Origin of the sequence: Paenibacillus sp. OAE614 (assembly GCF_040546645.1) — a bacterium.
In the GTDB taxonomy this organism is placed as follows: Bacteria; Bacillota; Bacilli; order Paenibacillales; family Paenibacillaceae; genus Paenibacillus_AQ; species Paenibacillus_AQ favisporus.
This window is the reverse complement of the sequence record NZ_JBEPOD010000001.1, coordinates 6,789,442-6,803,713: the sequence shown is the minus strand read 5'-3', so window position 1 is coordinate 6,803,713 and position 14,272 is coordinate 6,789,442. Positions and strand designations below refer to the sequence as shown.

Below are 14,272 nucleotides of genomic sequence, written 5' to 3'. Positions count from 1 at the left end.
TTTTGTCAGGCTTTGCCCCGCAGCTTGCGGAAAAACTGGGTCAGCAGCCCAGCGCATTCCTCCTGCAGCACATCGGCAATGACCTCGGTGCGGTGGTTGAAGCGTGGCTCCTGCAGCAGGTTCATCAGCGTTCCGGCGCATCCCGCCTTGGGATCGTAGGTGCCGTAGACGACCCGCGGGATGCGGGACTGGACGATCGCGCCGGAGCACATCGGACACGGCTCCAGCGTGACGTATAGCGTGCAGTCCAGCAGGCGCCACGATTGTACGGCTATACTGGCTTCCCGGATGGCGACAATCTCGGCGTGGGCGGTCGCGTCCTGGGACGTTTCCCTTAAGTTATAGCCCCGCCCGATGATTTCTCCGTTGCGGACGATGACCGCTCCGATCGGCACCTCCCCCAACTCCTCCGCCAATTTGGCTTGGTGGATCGCCTCGCGCATCCAGTGTTCATGACGATCATTATCCACAGACTCATCCACATGAAGCGGATGTTTCGTTTGATTTTCCAACGTAAATGTGCCTCCCTGTACCGAATTTCGGCTTATTCAGCGAACAAGCATTCTGTTGTTAACATGCTGTGCATAAATTTGTGGATAACTATTTGATTACGCACAGAATTATCCCCAATTTATTAAATAGTGCTGTGAATATGTTGATAAGTTGTGGACATGCTGCGTTATTTCGAGTTAAGCCGATCATTTTCGACAAGCTTTTCAAATATCGGCCTACAGAGTATGATGGAATAGATTATTCCAATTATCGCCAAGGCAAGATTAGAGGTGACCCGATGTGTCAATGAAGAAGAAACTGTCCCTCACCATGGCCGGTTCACTCTGTCTGATTTTACTTTTAAATATTATTCTTAGTTTGTACACAACGCAAGCCAGTTTACGCCGGGAAAGCGAACGCAAAATGCTGCTGGCCGCCAGGCAGGTGGCCGCCTCCATTGAGCAGAGCCAGGAGAGCGCCGGCATGGTCGAACGCCAGATCGGGGAGCTTCTGCATGTGGCTGCCAAATTGGCTGCCAAAGAGCTGGACCCGGATATCCAGAACATTACGAACGAGCAGCTGGCCAAGCTGAGCAAGCAGGTGGGAGTCACCCATATCGCCCTGCTAGTCCGAACCGGTGATGATATTATCATTGCCAAGTCCTCGGAACCTGCTGAGCTCGGTCTCTCCACCAAAGACTGGGGATACTGGTATAAGGCGTTTAAGCAGCTCTTCGAGGAAGAACGCGTAACGATTCCGTACGGAGCGGCTGCCGACCATTTTTGGACCGGACCGTTTGAATATTCGAACTCCAAGCCGAACGTAATCGACAAATGGGGTTATTATTATGACGCCAAACGAAACTATATCATTGATCCGTATATTCGCACCGATTCCCTCCATCAGATCGGCACTCATATCCCGAGTCCGGAGGAGGTGCTCGACAAAACGAAGAAAATCAACGGGGAGATTCTTGAAATCAGCTGCATCAATCCGCAGACCTTTGCGGGCGTCCGAATGTCCGGACAAGGATATGTCCATGATAAGACTAAGCTGCATAATCGGCCGATACGCTACGGTACCTATACATATATCGACCTCGAAAACGACAAACAGGCTGTGGAGAAAGCGGCACAGACAGGAGCGAATGTCGTTTATGAAACGCGCATCGATGGTAAAAAGCTGTTAAAGAGCTTTATCCCTGTGAACAGTGCATCCCAGGCATCCTACATCATCAGCATCGTCATGGATTATGCGCAAATATCCAAGGTATTGCAGAAGCAGCTTGTCTCTTATATATCGATTTCAGCCTTTCTGTTGATTCTGTTCGTCATTGTAAGCTATAAGCAGGCCGGATACTTCATTCGGCCGATCGATGCGATTCTGGGTAAAGTGAAAAACGTCGCCCAGGGGCGCTTTGATACGCCGCTCGTCATCAACAGCAAAGATGAGCTCGGATTGCTTGCCGCCAAAATCAACACGATGACCGATAATCTGAGCAGCTATACCGACCAGCTCAAGCAGGCCGTGGAAGAGAACCGCTCGGTGAAAGAGCATCTGGAGTCTGTTATCCAGCAGACGGCGGATGCGATTCATACGACGGACCTTGAGGGGAATATCCTTCAGGTCAATCAAGCTTTTGAAAAGCTGTACGGCTGGTCAAGCCATGAAGTGGTCGGTAAGCGGATCAACCTGGTTCCCGGCCATTTGGAGGGGGAAGTGCAGGCAAGGCTCGACGCTTTAATGCAGGGCGAACAGCTGCCGGCAGTAGAAACGGTCCGAATCAAGAAGGACGGGACCCCTGTGGAGGTCAGCATCAGCACGTCCGCGGTCAGGGATCCGGAAGGAAAGGTCGTATCGTTCATCAGCATCTCGAGAGACATGACGGAACGCAACCGGATGGACGAGCTGCTCCGCCGGTCCGAGAAGCTGACCACCGTCGGGCAGTTGGCGGCCGGGGTGGCGCATGAGATCCGCAACCCGCTCACGACGCTACGGGGATTCCTGCAGCTGCAGGAGTATAACAACCGCGTCGATCCGAAGCACAACCAGATCATGCTGTCTGAGCTGGAGAGAATCAATCTGATCGTGAGCGAATTTTTAATTTTGGCCAAGCCCCAGGCTGTGCACTTCCGAAATAAAAATGTTCGTGATATTTTAGAGGATGTGCTGTCGCTGCTGAGCAGTCAGGCCAATCTGCACGGCATTGAGTTTGTCATGTCCTCCCAGACGGCCGAGACGGACGTTCACTGCGAGGAGAACCAGCTGAAGCAGGTCTTTATCAATTTGCTGAAAAACGCCATGGAGGCGATGCCTGAAGGCGGCGTCATCCATATCGAACTGTTTCGGCCGGACCCGGACCACCTGGGGATTACGATTACGGATGAAGGTGTAGGGATTCCTGAGCACCAGATGGAGAAGGTAGGAGAACCGTTTTTTACCAACAAGGAAAACGGGACTGGCCTTGGCCTGATGGTCAGCCAGCGGATTGTGGAGGGCCATAAAGGATCACTTCAGATCGAGAGCGCCGTTAACAAGGGCACTCAGGTTACGTTAACGCTGCCGGCGGCACGGCCGGAGCATGGGGAAGGACCAGAACGGGAATGATCCGCACTCTTGTCCGGGGTAAACCATAATGAGATGGGGTTATAAGCTTTGAGAATTAACAAATATATCAGTGAGACCGGGTATTGTTCCCGGCGTGAAGCGGATAAGCTGGTAGAGAACGGGAAGGTGACGATCAACGGCGTTCAGGCGGTGCTGGGCAGCCAGGCGGAGGACGGGGACGACGTCCGCATCAACGGCCGGCCCCTGCAGGCGAAGAAGGAGACGCATGTCTACATTGCGCTGAATAAACCGGTTGGGATCACCAGTACAACGGAGCAGCATATCAAGGGCAACATTGTAGACTTCGTGGGCCACTCTGAGCGGATTTTTCCGATCGGCCGGCTGGACAAAGATTCCGAGGGGCTCATTCTCCTGACGAGCGACGGCGACATCGTCAATAAAATACTGCGGGCCGAAGGCAAGCATGAGAAGGAGTACATCGTCACGGTAGACAAGCCGGTTACGCCGTCCTTTTTAACAGGTATGGCTAGCGGGGTGAAGATTTTGGGCGAAATGACCCTTCCCTGCAAGGTGACACGGATCTCGGAGCGGGTGTTCAAGATCATTCTGACCGAGGGGAAAAACCGACAGATCCGCCGGATGTGCAGCGCCTTCGGCTACGAGGTGCGCCGACTGCAGCGGATCCGGATTATGAATATCCACCTGGGATCCCTGGGCAAAGGGAAATGGCGCGATTTAACGCCGCAGGAAAAGGAAGAGCTTGGACAGCTGCTGAATTACCGCCTAGGGTAGAGAGGGGCCAGGCCTGATACAGGGTAGGGCTTCGACCTATTATAAAAGGCCGGAAGCCCATTCCCTAAGACATGTGCCGTCTACTATTCAAAACAGGCTGCTCCCCTCTGCCGAAGGGAACAGCCTGTCCATTAGTTATCGCTATGCTATTTTTTATTCGTGGTTACCGGGATTTGCTCGCTGATATTCTGGTACTTCCGGATGATGGATACCTCGACGCGGCGGTTTTTAGCACGGCCGGCTGCGGTATCGTTGGAAGCCACGGGCCGGAACTCGCCGAAGGCGGTGGAGGTGAACTTGGCCGGGTCGAGCTGCTTGTTGGTGAGCAGAATCTTCAGGAAGTTCAGCGCTCGGTTGGAGCTCAGGTCCCAGTTGGACGCGTACTCGCTGTTCGAGATCGGCATATTGTCCGTATGACCGGACACGACGACGTCATACGTCGGGAACTGCTGCAGCATGCTGCTGATGGCGAGCGCCAGCTGGCGTGACTCAGGCTTCACCTGAGCGCTGCCTGAAGCAAACAGGGCGTTGTCGCTGATCGTGATCGTAAGCTGCGATTGGTTCAGTTTGGTATCCAGCTGGTTCGTCAGGCCGTTCGTCTTGATATATTGATCCAGCTGCTGCTTCAGCTTCTCCAGGTCTTCCTGTTCCTGCTTGGCCAGCTGGGCTTTCTGTTTCTTGTCATTGTTATTCGTGACGATGCTCTCTTGGGAGTCTTTTTTGCCCTGGTCCATATTTTTATCCATCGGCAAATTCGACCTGAAGTTGAGCACGCCGTTTCCGGTGCTGAGGGCATTGTTGAAGGCCTGGCTCATTTCCTCAAATTTCTTGGCGTCCGTGGCGCTCATGGAATAGAGAACGATAAACAAGGCTAGCAGCAGTGTCAGCAGGTCGGCATAGGGGAGAAGCCAGGATTCGTCGGCATGCTCCTCATGCGGTTCATGTCTAGTCTTCTTGGCCACCTGAACCATCCTCCTTCTCATTCATTTGAGCGCGCTCGGAAGGGGTTAAGAAGACGGAGAGCTTCTGGCTGATCGCAATGGTGGATACGCCGGATTGAATCGACAGCAGTCCTTCCACCATCATGAGCTTGAGCTCCACTTCTTTTTTGGACAGGCGTTTCAGCTTATTGGCGATCGGGTGCCACAGGACATAGCCGGTAAAAATACCGAGCAGCGTCGCAATAAAGGCCGCGCCAATCGCGTGAGCCAGCTCGGCCATATTCTCCATCTTGGTCAGAGCGGCGATCAGGCCGACGACGGCACCAAGCACCCCGAGGGAAGGAGCATACATACCGGCCTGGGAGAAGAGCAGGGCACCTGCACGATGACGCTCTTCCGTCGCCGCAATATCTTCCATCAAGACGTCGCGGACGAACTCCTGGTCGTTACCGTCGATAATCATGCGCATACCGTTGCGCAGGAAGGCGTCGTCGATTTCTTCGACCTTGGTCTCCAGAGCGAGAAGGCCTTCCCGGCGGGTGATGGAGGCCCACTCCATGAACAGGGTGATGAGCTCTTGACGCTGCATGAGTTTTTGTTTGACAAAGGTCATTTTTAACAGCTTCGGGAACTTTTTGATCTCAGACATCGGAAAGCCGATAAACAGCGTAGCGGCGGTTCCGGCGAGAATAATGACATAAGCGGCGGGCGTCAGCAGGCTGACGATCGGGGCGCCCTTCAGCACCATGCCGACTAGGACTGCAACCACACCGAGTATCAGGCCAACAATCGTTGAAATTTCCATTGCACACCTCATCCATGAGAAATAGAATTGAATCCTTTCGGAATCGACCGCGTTTACATCCATGCAACATGGTCGCTTTCACAAAAAACGGTTTATATTATTTATCGACACCATTCTCTTTTTTTTTAAGGGATATTTTCCGGTATAATGAAATGACAAGGTTCATCTGTCCTACAAAATCAAGTCTGAGCACCATACCCTGAAGGGAATAATCACAGCACAAACGGGTGACGAATGGCCCACTAGAGACCCTGACACAGGGGCGCATGGAGCAGGGCGTTCACCATTCACAATAACTGCTTATGGATCGTATGAGTAATTAAACTTCGATATGGAGGGAATGGCATGGGTGTTAAGCATGGTCGTGACTATGACGGCATATTGACCGATTTGACGGCAGCTGTCGGGGAAATTCCGGACAGTTATTTATTTTTTGAAATGTCGGAGCAGGATTGGATGCAGCTGGGCATCGAAGAGAAGCGTGAGGTGCATGAGGCGCTGGCGGAGGATTTGTTCTATGCGCTGGGAGCCGAACCTGTCATCACCGTTGGAAGCGGTGTCGTGATGTATGACAAGGACCATCACCGGATCAACCTCTTGATCGGCGACGAGGAGCTGACCGTAGTCTCACTGATATAGTCCCTGGGGCCGGATGGATTTTTTAAACCTGTCCATGGTAAGATATTATTCGTATGTACTCTCCTTGGAGAAGCATGATTACATTCAGGGATGAATACAATGGGTAAAGGTTTTTCGCCCGAGCATACATTAATGACACATCCTGATGAACCTCGGGGATGTTAGGTTTCAGGGAGGAACGGAAGAATGGTATATACGCAAGAAGAAGTAGAAACGCATTTGTCTAAGCTGGAAGGCTGGGAGCTTGAAGAGGGCCGCTGGATCGTGCGCAAATACGTTTTCTCCAATTTCATGAAGGGCATTTCCTTTGTGGATGAGGTTGCGGCCATTTCAGAGGCTTTTGGCCACCACCCCTTTATTACGATTGATTATAAAAATGTGACGCTGCGTTTGACTTCATGGGATGAAGGCGGGATTACGTCCCTGGATGTCAAGGAGGCTCACCAATTTAACGAACTGTTCGAAAAAATGCGTTCCGGCGAAAAAAGGTAACGAGAATAATGCAGCAAATAAAAACACGCTTTGCGATGAACGTCCCGTTCTTCCAAAGCGTGTTTCTGTATGCGTTACAACCGTTATTTCTTCTCAGCCAACCACTGGGCCACATTGGCGATCTCTTCAGCTTTCAACTTGTCTTTAAAGGATGGCATGCCGCCTTTACCTTTAGTGATAATGGTGTAAATCTCTTCAGCGGACAGTTGGCTTCCGATCTTTTGAAGGTTCGGGCCTACGGCACCCTGAAGCTGATCCCCGTGACAGCTAATGCAGCCCTGTGCTTTAATCGTAGATTCGGCCGCTGCGGCGTCCATCGTAACTTCCGGCATGGTCGGCTTCTCTTCTTCCGCCACCTGCTCTTTGCCTGGAAGCGTAAACATGAGCACAATTGCCATAACCACTGCGATCGTTAATACACCGCTCATGATCCATTTTTGCATCCGTTTTCGTCCTTTCTATGTAAACTGTCATTCTTCATTCCTTCATTATAACGGAACAAGCCATCACATCAAATAGTTTGTGTCAAAAAAGCAAACGAATCCAAACTTGGGGCCACCAAAAATACACAAATTTGTACCATTTTTATGATGATGGAATTTTCAAGTTAGATCCCTTCATAGACCATACAGTGAAACAGCTGTTCACCTTCAGGGGTCAGCTTGGGGTAGGTATCAGCGATGACAAACCCCGACTTCCCGTAAGCCCGGATGGCCCGCTTATTCCATGTATGCACTTCAAGGTCGATTTCGTCCCCAGGCCGTTTTTCACGGGCTGCGCCGACCACAGCCTGCATAAAGCTCTTACCCAGCCCCTGGCCGCATAAATCAGGCCGCATACCAACACCAAGCCGGGTCACGCCTGCCAAGGGAAAGAACTGCGCGAACCCGCACAAGGTATGTTCAGCATCCAGGACGGACACATATTGGCTTTGTCTCACCTCAGGATCACCAGATTCGACGCCAAGCGCCTCCATCTGATCCCACGGCAGCCAGCCGTATAAATCGTATGGAGGTTCGTACACCCAGCCGCAGACGGTCTCAGCATGCTCCCGGGTCATGGGAACGATCATGAAGCTCTCATGTTGGAGGTTCATGTGCAGATCTCCCTTCCAGACCTCCCTGTAGGATTTGAACATTAGAGAAAAAATATTCCGGATTGTCCCAGATATCTGTTTAATTTCGGAATAGCGGGGTAAATGAGGAGTAGCGGGCGGGGATGGAAAGGTTACCCATTTCTGTCCGCAAAAAATCCCGCAAAAGGAGATTTCGGCAAAAATCTCATTCTACGGGATCTCGTACCCTTGCTTTACCTGCATTACTGGACGTCATCTACGTCCTCGGAATCGACGGCGGCGGTTTTGTATTTATCCGTACTCATGATTCGTTTGGCGCCAACGTAGCGGTTGACGTAGTAGCTGTCGCTCAGAGAGCTGATGATCACACCGCGAGAAGTGGAGGCATGTGCGAATTTTCCGTCGCCGACGTAAATTCCGACATGGGATACTCCGGCTCCCGATGTATTAAAGAATACCAAGTCGCCTGCTCTCAGATCACTGCGGGATACGGCCGAACCCATGCTGAACTGGGAACCAGACTGATGGGGCAGATCGATGCCCAATTGATCAAATACGTACATTGTAAATCCCGAGCAGTCAAATCCGCTTGTTGTGGTTCCGCCCGTTCTGTACTTGGTTCCGATCGCGCTGTCGATCACTTTATCCATCTTGGAATCTGCGAAAGCGCTTCCTGTGCCGACCGTGAGCACAATGGCGAAACTCATGACTGCTGCTGCAAGCTTCTTCTTCAAGTAAAATACCCCTTCCGGCGCCTGCGAGGTTAGCTTAAGGATTCGGTAGAAGGCCCCCTATGATCCCTCTGGAGCAAGATCAATTCACCCATAACTGGTTCCCCCGCTTTCCTTAGTGTGAGGAAATTCGGCATGAACTTTTTACACTATGTATAATTCCCTGTTACTTCTTATTCGTTCGCAACTTTGTGTCAGGTAAAGATTACAAAGTTGTTACTATCGCTGGGACTATTGTAACAAAGGAATCGGACTTTGGCAATTGTTTCTAACAGAAAAAGAAGATTTGTAGGAAAATTTATAGGAAATGATGTTTATTTGTTGGACGAGTGGGTAAAAGAAATGACAAGGGTGGAAAAAACAGGAGAAAATCGTGGATTTACTCGTTTAAAAAATTTTTTTGAAATGCTGTTACCTTTTCGGTGGTTCTTACGTCTAATAAGTAACAACAAACCCGCGGGGCGATTTCGGCAAAAATCAGCGGCGCGGGTTGTTCTGGATATGCATTGTTTTCGAGAGATAATCAATTGTAAACCGCAGCTTGGTATTTGGCCGTACTCATGACCCGTTTGGCGCCAACGTAGCGGTTGGCGTAGTAGCTTTGGCTCAGTTTGCTGATGGTAACGCCTTTCGAAGAGGACGCGTGCGCGAATTTTCCGTTGCCGATGTAAATGCCGACATGGGAAACGCCTGCGCCTAGGGTGTTAAAGAAAACCAGGTCTCCTGCTCTCAGCTGGCTTTTGGAAACAGCGGTACCTGTTTTATACTGCGCAGCGGATTGACGCGGGAGGGTTAACCCCAGCTTTTGGTACACGTAACGGGTAAAACCGGAGCAATCGAAGCCGTTCGTAGTTGTCCCGCCGGTTTTGTAAGAAACGCCGATCGTGTTGTTAACGATGTGATTCAGAGATGAATCCGCAAATACGCTGCCGGTGCCCATGGAGAACGCAAGTGTAAGGCCCAGCGCTGCGGCTGCCAACTTCTTCTTCAAAAAAATAAACCCCTTCCAATGCCTGCGAGGTTAGCTTAAGGATTCGGTAGAAGGTCCCCTATGATCCCTCTGTAGCGAGATCAATTCACCCAAAATTGGATCCCCCGCTTCCTGGTGCCTGGGAATTCGGCTCGTGATGATTGCACCGGAAATGGACATGCTGACAAGTTACCTATAATCCTACATACCAATCAAATGAACGGACAAATGATGAAATCAGTTACAGCAAAGTCAAAATCGTTACAGCAAAGATTACAAAGTTGTTACTAAGTTCGTACTCGGATTATTTTAACAGAGGATTTATACTTTGGCAAATGGTTAACAATCATTTTACAACAAAAACCCCGCCTCTTTTCAACAGAAAGAGACGGGGTTCTTCTTTTATCAGCGGATTAAAGTGATGACAAAATTTTAACTATTCCGAAATATTTTTTTTCGTACGGTTCATTTGCTGATGCCACAAATCATATTGGGAGGAGATATTCCATAATTTAAAGATACAGCTGACCATATGATAGCCCTGCTGGATAATCAGAGTGGCAAGCCCTGCCCAGATCAGAGAGACACTGCTGGTAATGCCATACAAGAGCAGGCTGACCGCGCCCAGCAGAACGGATATGCCGATGACCGGCAGCGCGCTTCGCAGGCAGATCCAGAGCGAGGAGAACATGCTGGTTCCACCGGTTTTGCCAAACTGCATGAACAGAATCATCTGATGGACGATGTAGCAGTACAGAAGCCAGACTGCAATGTACGGGATGCAGTGAAGCAGCTGGGCATGGTTTTGGATCGCGCTGAGCAGGATTGGATACATCTTCGGGATCATCCAGTATAACGGAGCGGCGATAAGCACCCATTCGATCAGGTGAAAAAGAAACACCGTTTTGCCGTGCAGCTTCATACCCTGGAAGAAAAACAGTCCGCGTTCCCCCTGATGCTCCCGGTGCAGGCCGTAGAAGATGCCCGCGTGGATAAAAGGGGTCAGCAGCATGCGGAGGGCGACCATTCCCAGGAGAACCCACAGATAGGTATGCACGGTGCTGCTTTGGGTCAAGCTCATTTGTCCCTCCACATAATAGAGGACCTGGCTGAGTTCGGTCGGCGGGGGATCGGGATACCGCATCAGCAGCGGCACAACCGCCGAATCGATCAGACGGTACAGGAAGTAGCCCCAGAGCAGCTGGTACAGGAACATGATGATCATGACATAAAATTGGTCTTTGACGCTTTTCCAACCGTTAACAATATAGGATTTCACTGCTCTCACCTCACCAGGACAGACTTCCAAGCAGGGTTTCAATCAGCTTGGTAATGCTTACGTTCCAGCGGAGGAGCACTTTATGATCCATGTCCGCCTTCAGGTAGTTGTTCACATGTTTGTTTTCCAGCACGATCGTATAGCCGGGATCGATCATGGCCCAGGCCAGCGGGGAGCTGTATGTCAGCTTGAACTGGGTGCTGGCGTTTTTTACGTCCCAAACCTTTTTGATCTGATGCCCGTCCGTAAACGTGAACAGAATCGGCACCTGCGGCAGATCGCCGCCCTTTTTGCTGACCTTCACCAAAGAATCGTACCGGGGCTGCGCCGAATCCTTATCCTTGCGCACCGTAATTTCGTCGACCGAAAAATCGGCCATTTGGCTGCCGTATACATATTGATCGAAGAAGGTCTGCCACGACTTGCTGGTTACCTGCTCGACCACCTTTTGAAAATCAGCCGTGGCAGGATGTTCGAAACGGTATTTCTTCGCATAGGTGGACATGATTTTCTTCATGGTCTGGGCGCCGGTCAGCGTCTCCATTTCTTTAAGGACCATCTTGCCGCGGTAATACACGTTCAGCGCATATTGATTCTGCGACGTATATTTCCAGGCGTCCTGGGTCAGCGGCGCAGGCGAAGCGATGAGCGAGGACTGGATCGGCAGATTGGGGATGACGCCGTATTCCTGCTCCATCAGCTTATCCTCAGCGTAGGAGGTGAAGCCTTCGTCCAGCCAGGCCTCCTCGAACTCGTTGCTGGCGATCATGCCGTAGAAGTACTGATGGCCGATTTCATGGATGACGGTCCGCTCGAGGTCGTAACCCGGGGAGTCGTCCTTGGCCCCGAAGGCCGTAATCAGCGTTGGATACTCCATGCCGCCTGCCCCGTTGCCTGCTTCGGGCGGAACGACGATAGACAGGGTGGAATACGGATACTTCCCGTACCATTTGCTGAAATATTTAAGCGCGGCCTTGGCGGCGTAGAAATAGCGCTCCTTCAAATCCTTGTGGGCGGGATCGAGATACAGCTTGATCCGGACCCCGGGCACCTCCGCTGAAGAGAACGGCTCCTCGGCGACGATAAAGTCGGGGGATGCGGCCCAGGCAAAGTCATGTACGTCGTCGGCGTAGAACTGATAGATCTTCTCGCCGTTCTTGATTTGTGAGTTCTGCACCGGGAAACCGGTTGCGGCCACCGTGTAGTTCTTCGGCACGTGAATGCGGACGCTGTAAATGCCGAAATCGGAGTAGAATTCCGAATTTCCGTGGTACTGGTGCAGGTCCCAGCCCTCGCTCGTCCGGCCGCGCGTTCCTATGGGCTCGTAGACGGCGATTTTGGGGAACCACTGTCCGGCCATGACAAAGTTACCGGCGGTCCCCATTCGGGCGAAGATTTTGGGCAGTTGGACTTCGAATTGCATGGTCAGCGTGATGCTTTCGCCTGGTTTCACCGGCCGCGGAAGACGCACCTTCATCAAGGTCTTGTCCTTCGTATTGCCGTCATCTGGCTGCACGTATTGAATCCGGTGCATCAGCGACAGACCGTCGGCAGTCTTCATTGCAGTCAGTGTCATGGACCCAAAGCCGTCGGCAGGCATCGTGTCATTGCGCAGCTTCCCGCCGGATTCCTTCATAAATGTCGTATCCATGGAAGCGAAGGCGTTCGGATAGAGGTGAAAATACAGCTCGTTTACCGTTTTTTTGCCGGGATGGGTCCAGGTCAGGGTCTGGGTTCCTTTAATTACCCGGCTGTCCGGATCAAGGGTCGTATCGATGTGATATTCCACCACCCGCTTGCTGAGCACCTCCGCGGTCGGCTGCTGGACGCTCTCCATCGGTGACGGAGGCTTGTAAGCCGCTGGAGGCTTGGCCTGATCCGGAGCGTAGGAAGGCATGGACTCGGGCGAATCCTTAAAGACGAACCACAGTGTTCCCGTAATCAGGAGTACAAGAACGAGAAAGGATAAAAAGACGAGTTTGGCGCGTGCTGGGGCCATATACGAATACCTCCCGTTGACAAGCATCTACAGCATGTATATGTTGGCTTTCCAGCGATTATTAGTTAAAATAAAATTAAGTTGGACGGGTATCCACAAATCGCGGAGGCGCAGCGCAGCGTTTCTGTTTTCAAATAGGAGGAACATCGGAAATGGACAACAAGGAACAGGTAGGCAAGAAGCCCATCGCACTGAATATCGTCAGCGGCAAGAGCAAGCACAAGATGGGTTTTGGGGCAGGTTCTATCGATCTGAACAACATTTCTCCGGTCATTATCGACCGCGGCGAAGCCGTCATCGATATCGGAGCGATGCACGCCAAGAGCAAGCCGGAGCGCCGCATTCGCTTTACGCCGAACCGGGAGGAAGTCCCGAACGGACGCCAGGTGTGGATCGTATGGGTCGCGGTGGACCGGAACGAGGATGGACAATTCTACGGCGGTGCCACGGTCAGTGAGATGTGGATCGATGAAGAAGAGAGACGGGGCTGGAAAATCCTTGCCGATCACGTGAACCGGATGGATGCCGCGCTGAAGCGGAAATTTATGCTGGACGAATTGGGATCTGAGGAAAAGACGCTGCTGAAGAACCTGCTGGTGTCGCATAATGAGCAGTGGTGGGAAGCTTCGCCGGATGAGCTGAAGAAGGCGCTGGAGGTATAGCGTAAATCGCGGGCTCTCCTCGTTATAAGAACAAAGGACCTGTTTTCTGCTGACGGTGTTTCGTATCTGTCGGCAGGGCAGGTCCTTTTTGCATGGCATGAAGGGACAGGGACTCGTGTACAGCACGGAACTAACCCCTTAGCGAAAAAGGCAGCGGCTCAGGGGCTTTGACCGACACGTACGGATGGCCGTCGATATAAAACCGCCACGGCTTGAGGGCGTACTCCTCCGCGTAATCAATATTGATCCGTGGAGACTGGATGATCGGGAGCTCATCGGCCCGGTCGCCGGATTCAAGCCGCAGCGGGCTGTCGGCATGACGGAGCGCGCAGCCGTTCAGGCTGCGGTCGATCCGCAGCGCGCGGCACAGCTTGCCGGGGCCGTTGCACAAGTTGGCGGCTTTGCCGGAGACGCTGCCCCGGTACCGGCGCATCAGCTCGGCGTCATGCCCGCTTAGCGGCTCCACCGCCCGGATGAGCACGGCCTGCGGGTCGTCCGCGTCGCCGACGACAACGTTGACGCAGTGGTACATGCCGTAAATTAAATACACGTAGGCCAAGCCCCCGGCGGCAAACATCGTCTCGGTCCGGGCGGTGCGCCGGTTGCCGTAGGCATGGCTCCCTTTGTCTTCGGCGCCGCCGTAGCTCTCGGTCTCCACGATCCGGCAGCGGATTTCTCCGTCTTCGGTCTCCCGGACCAGCGTCTGGCCGAGCAGGCGGGGCGCGGCTTCCAGCGCGGTCATGGCGAGAAGCGAGGGGGAGATCAGCCGGCCGCCCTCGTTACCCGGGTTCATCATCAGGATCACCTCTTCGGGTTAGTTCATTCTA

General features: G+C 52.3%; 15 protein-coding genes and 2 riboswitches. Of the genes, 5 read left to right on the top strand and 10 right to left on the bottom strand.

The window, feature by feature from the left end; all coding sequences use genetic code 11:
- Positions 1-5: 5 nt before the first annotated feature.
- Positions 6-512, bottom strand: a complete 507-nt coding sequence (gene tadA, locus ABIE48_RS31175) for a tRNA adenosine(34) deaminase TadA (protein ID WP_256993036.1) — start codon at positions 510-512, stop codon at positions 6-8.
- A 286-nt stretch (positions 513-798) separates the two neighbouring features.
- Here tadA and ABIE48_RS31170 point away from each other — a divergent pair, with 286 nt between their 5' ends.
- Both ABIE48_RS31170 and rluF read left to right on the top strand, forming a co-directional pair.
- Entirely contained in the window at positions 799-3,099 is a 2,301-nt protein-coding gene (locus ABIE48_RS31170) for an ATP-binding protein (RefSeq protein ID WP_354520341.1), read from the top strand.
- A gap of 48 nt (positions 3,100-3,147) precedes the next feature.
- A complete protein-coding gene (gene rluF, locus ABIE48_RS31165) occupies positions 3,148-3,852 on the top strand; it encodes a 23S rRNA pseudouridine(2604) synthase RluF (protein WP_192717571.1) in 705 nt (234 codons plus the stop codon).
- Between the two features lie 146 nt (positions 3,853-3,998).
- On the opposite strand, the gene motB is transcribed toward rluF, so the two are convergent.
- Together motB and motA are read right to left on the bottom strand one after the other, a co-directional pair.
- Positions 3,999-4,814, bottom strand: coding sequence for a flagellar motor protein MotB (gene motB / locus ABIE48_RS31160; protein ID WP_076176934.1), 816 nt, complete (start codon positions 4,812-4,814; stop codon positions 3,999-4,001).
- Positions 4,798-5,598 carry a flagellar motor stator protein MotA gene (gene motA / locus ABIE48_RS31155; protein ID WP_076176935.1) on the bottom strand — a complete coding sequence of 267 codons (801 nt, stop codon included), beginning with the start codon at positions 5,596-5,598 and terminating at the stop codon, positions 4,798-4,800. Before motA ends, motB begins: the two co-directional genes overlap by 17 nt.
- Before the next feature lie 345 nt (positions 5,599-5,943).
- Here motA and ABIE48_RS31150 point away from each other — a divergent pair, with 345 nt between their 5' ends.
- Both ABIE48_RS31150 and ABIE48_RS31145 read left to right on the top strand, forming a co-directional pair.
- Complete coding sequence (locus ABIE48_RS31150) at positions 5,944-6,237, top strand: hypothetical protein (protein WP_145030078.1); 294 nt, start codon at positions 5,944-5,946, stop codon at positions 6,235-6,237.
- Positions 6,238-6,423: 186 nt separating this feature from the next.
- Complete coding sequence (locus ABIE48_RS31145; RefSeq protein ID WP_076176937.1) at positions 6,424-6,729, top strand: 4a-hydroxytetrahydrobiopterin dehydratase; 306 nt, start codon at positions 6,424-6,426, stop codon at positions 6,727-6,729.
- 83 nt (positions 6,730-6,812) lie between these two features.
- Here ABIE48_RS31145 and ABIE48_RS31140 read toward each other — a convergent pair whose 3' ends face one another.
- From ABIE48_RS31140 to ABIE48_RS31115, 6 genes are all read right to left on the bottom strand, one after another.
- On the bottom strand, positions 6,813-7,172 hold the full coding sequence (locus tag ABIE48_RS31140) for a c-type cytochrome (RefSeq protein ID WP_089549441.1): 360 nt from the start codon (positions 7,170-7,172) through the stop codon (positions 6,813-6,815).
- A gap of 164 nt (positions 7,173-7,336) precedes the next feature.
- Positions 7,337-7,825: a GNAT family N-acetyltransferase gene (locus tag ABIE48_RS31135; protein ID WP_192717570.1), complete on the bottom strand. Its 489-nt coding sequence runs from the start codon at positions 7,823-7,825 to the stop codon at positions 7,337-7,339.
- Between the two features lie 221 nt (positions 7,826-8,046).
- Entirely contained in the window at positions 8,047-8,538 is a 492-nt protein-coding gene (locus ABIE48_RS31130; RefSeq protein WP_373309650.1) for a C40 family peptidase, read from the bottom strand.
- A 3-nt stretch (positions 8,539-8,541) separates the two neighbouring features.
- Positions 8,542-8,681: riboswitch (cyclic di-AMP (ydaO/yuaA leader) on the bottom strand.
- A gap of 377 nt (positions 8,682-9,058) precedes the next feature.
- Positions 9,059-9,526 carry a C40 family peptidase gene (locus tag ABIE48_RS31125; RefSeq protein WP_116234514.1) on the bottom strand — a complete coding sequence of 156 codons (468 nt, stop codon included), beginning with the start codon at positions 9,524-9,526 and terminating at the stop codon, positions 9,059-9,061.
- Between the two features lie 4 nt (positions 9,527-9,530).
- Positions 9,531-9,668: riboswitch (cyclic di-AMP (ydaO/yuaA leader) on the bottom strand.
- A 273-nt stretch (positions 9,669-9,941) separates the two neighbouring features.
- On the bottom strand, positions 9,942-10,784 hold the full coding sequence (locus ABIE48_RS31120; protein ID WP_089549438.1) for a hypothetical protein: 843 nt from the start codon (positions 10,782-10,784) through the stop codon (positions 9,942-9,944).
- A 10-nt stretch (positions 10,785-10,794) separates the two neighbouring features.
- Positions 10,795-12,783 carry a M1 family metallopeptidase gene (locus ABIE48_RS31115; RefSeq protein ID WP_192717569.1) on the bottom strand — a complete coding sequence of 663 codons (1,989 nt, stop codon included), beginning with the start codon at positions 12,781-12,783 and terminating at the stop codon, positions 10,795-10,797.
- Between the two features lie 152 nt (positions 12,784-12,935).
- Between ABIE48_RS31115 and ABIE48_RS31110 the strand changes: the two genes are divergently transcribed.
- Positions 12,936-13,445, top strand: a complete 510-nt coding sequence (locus tag ABIE48_RS31110) for a YwhD family protein (RefSeq protein ID WP_145030068.1) — start codon at positions 12,936-12,938, stop codon at positions 13,443-13,445.
- Positions 13,446-13,575: 130 nt separating this feature from the next.
- Here ABIE48_RS31110 and ABIE48_RS31105 read toward each other — a convergent pair whose 3' ends face one another.
- Positions 13,576-14,241, bottom strand: a complete 666-nt coding sequence (locus ABIE48_RS31105; RefSeq protein ID WP_192717568.1) for a DNA-3-methyladenine glycosylase — start codon at positions 14,239-14,241, stop codon at positions 13,576-13,578.
- Positions 14,242-14,272 lie beyond the last annotated feature (31 nt).

What these genes read in the sequence shown, in the direction of transcription:
- ABIE48_RS31170 (WP_354520341.1), top strand. Translation starts at nt 799, where the DNA reads ATGAAGAAGAAACTGTCCCTCACCATGGCCGGTTCACTCTGTCTGATT.
- motA (WP_076176935.1), bottom strand. Translation starts at nt 5,598, where the DNA reads ATGGAAATTTCAACGATTGTTGGCCTGATACTCGGTGTGGTTGCAGTC.
- ABIE48_RS31150 (WP_145030078.1), top strand. Translation starts at nt 5,944, where the DNA reads ATGGGTGTTAAGCATGGTCGTGACTATGACGGCATATTGACCGATTTG.
- ABIE48_RS31145 (WP_076176937.1), top strand. Translation starts at nt 6,424, where the DNA reads ATGGTATATACGCAAGAAGAAGTAGAAACGCATTTGTCTAAGCTGGAA.
- ABIE48_RS31140 (WP_089549441.1), bottom strand. Translation starts at nt 7,172, where the DNA reads ATGCAAAAATGGATCATGAGCGGTGTATTAACGATCGCAGTGGTTATG.
- ABIE48_RS31135 (WP_192717570.1), bottom strand. Translation starts at nt 7,825, where the DNA reads ATGAACCTCCAACATGAGAGCTTCATGATCGTTCCCATGACCCGGGAG.
- ABIE48_RS31115 (WP_192717569.1), bottom strand. Translation starts at nt 12,783, where the DNA reads ATGGCCCCAGCACGCGCCAAACTCGTCTTTTTATCCTTTCTCGTTCTT.
- ABIE48_RS31110 (WP_145030068.1), top strand. Translation starts at nt 12,936, where the DNA reads ATGGACAACAAGGAACAGGTAGGCAAGAAGCCCATCGCACTGAATATC.
- ABIE48_RS31105 (WP_192717568.1), bottom strand. Translation starts at nt 14,241, where the DNA reads ATGATGAACCCGGGTAACGAGGGCGGCCGGCTGATCTCCCCCTCGCTT.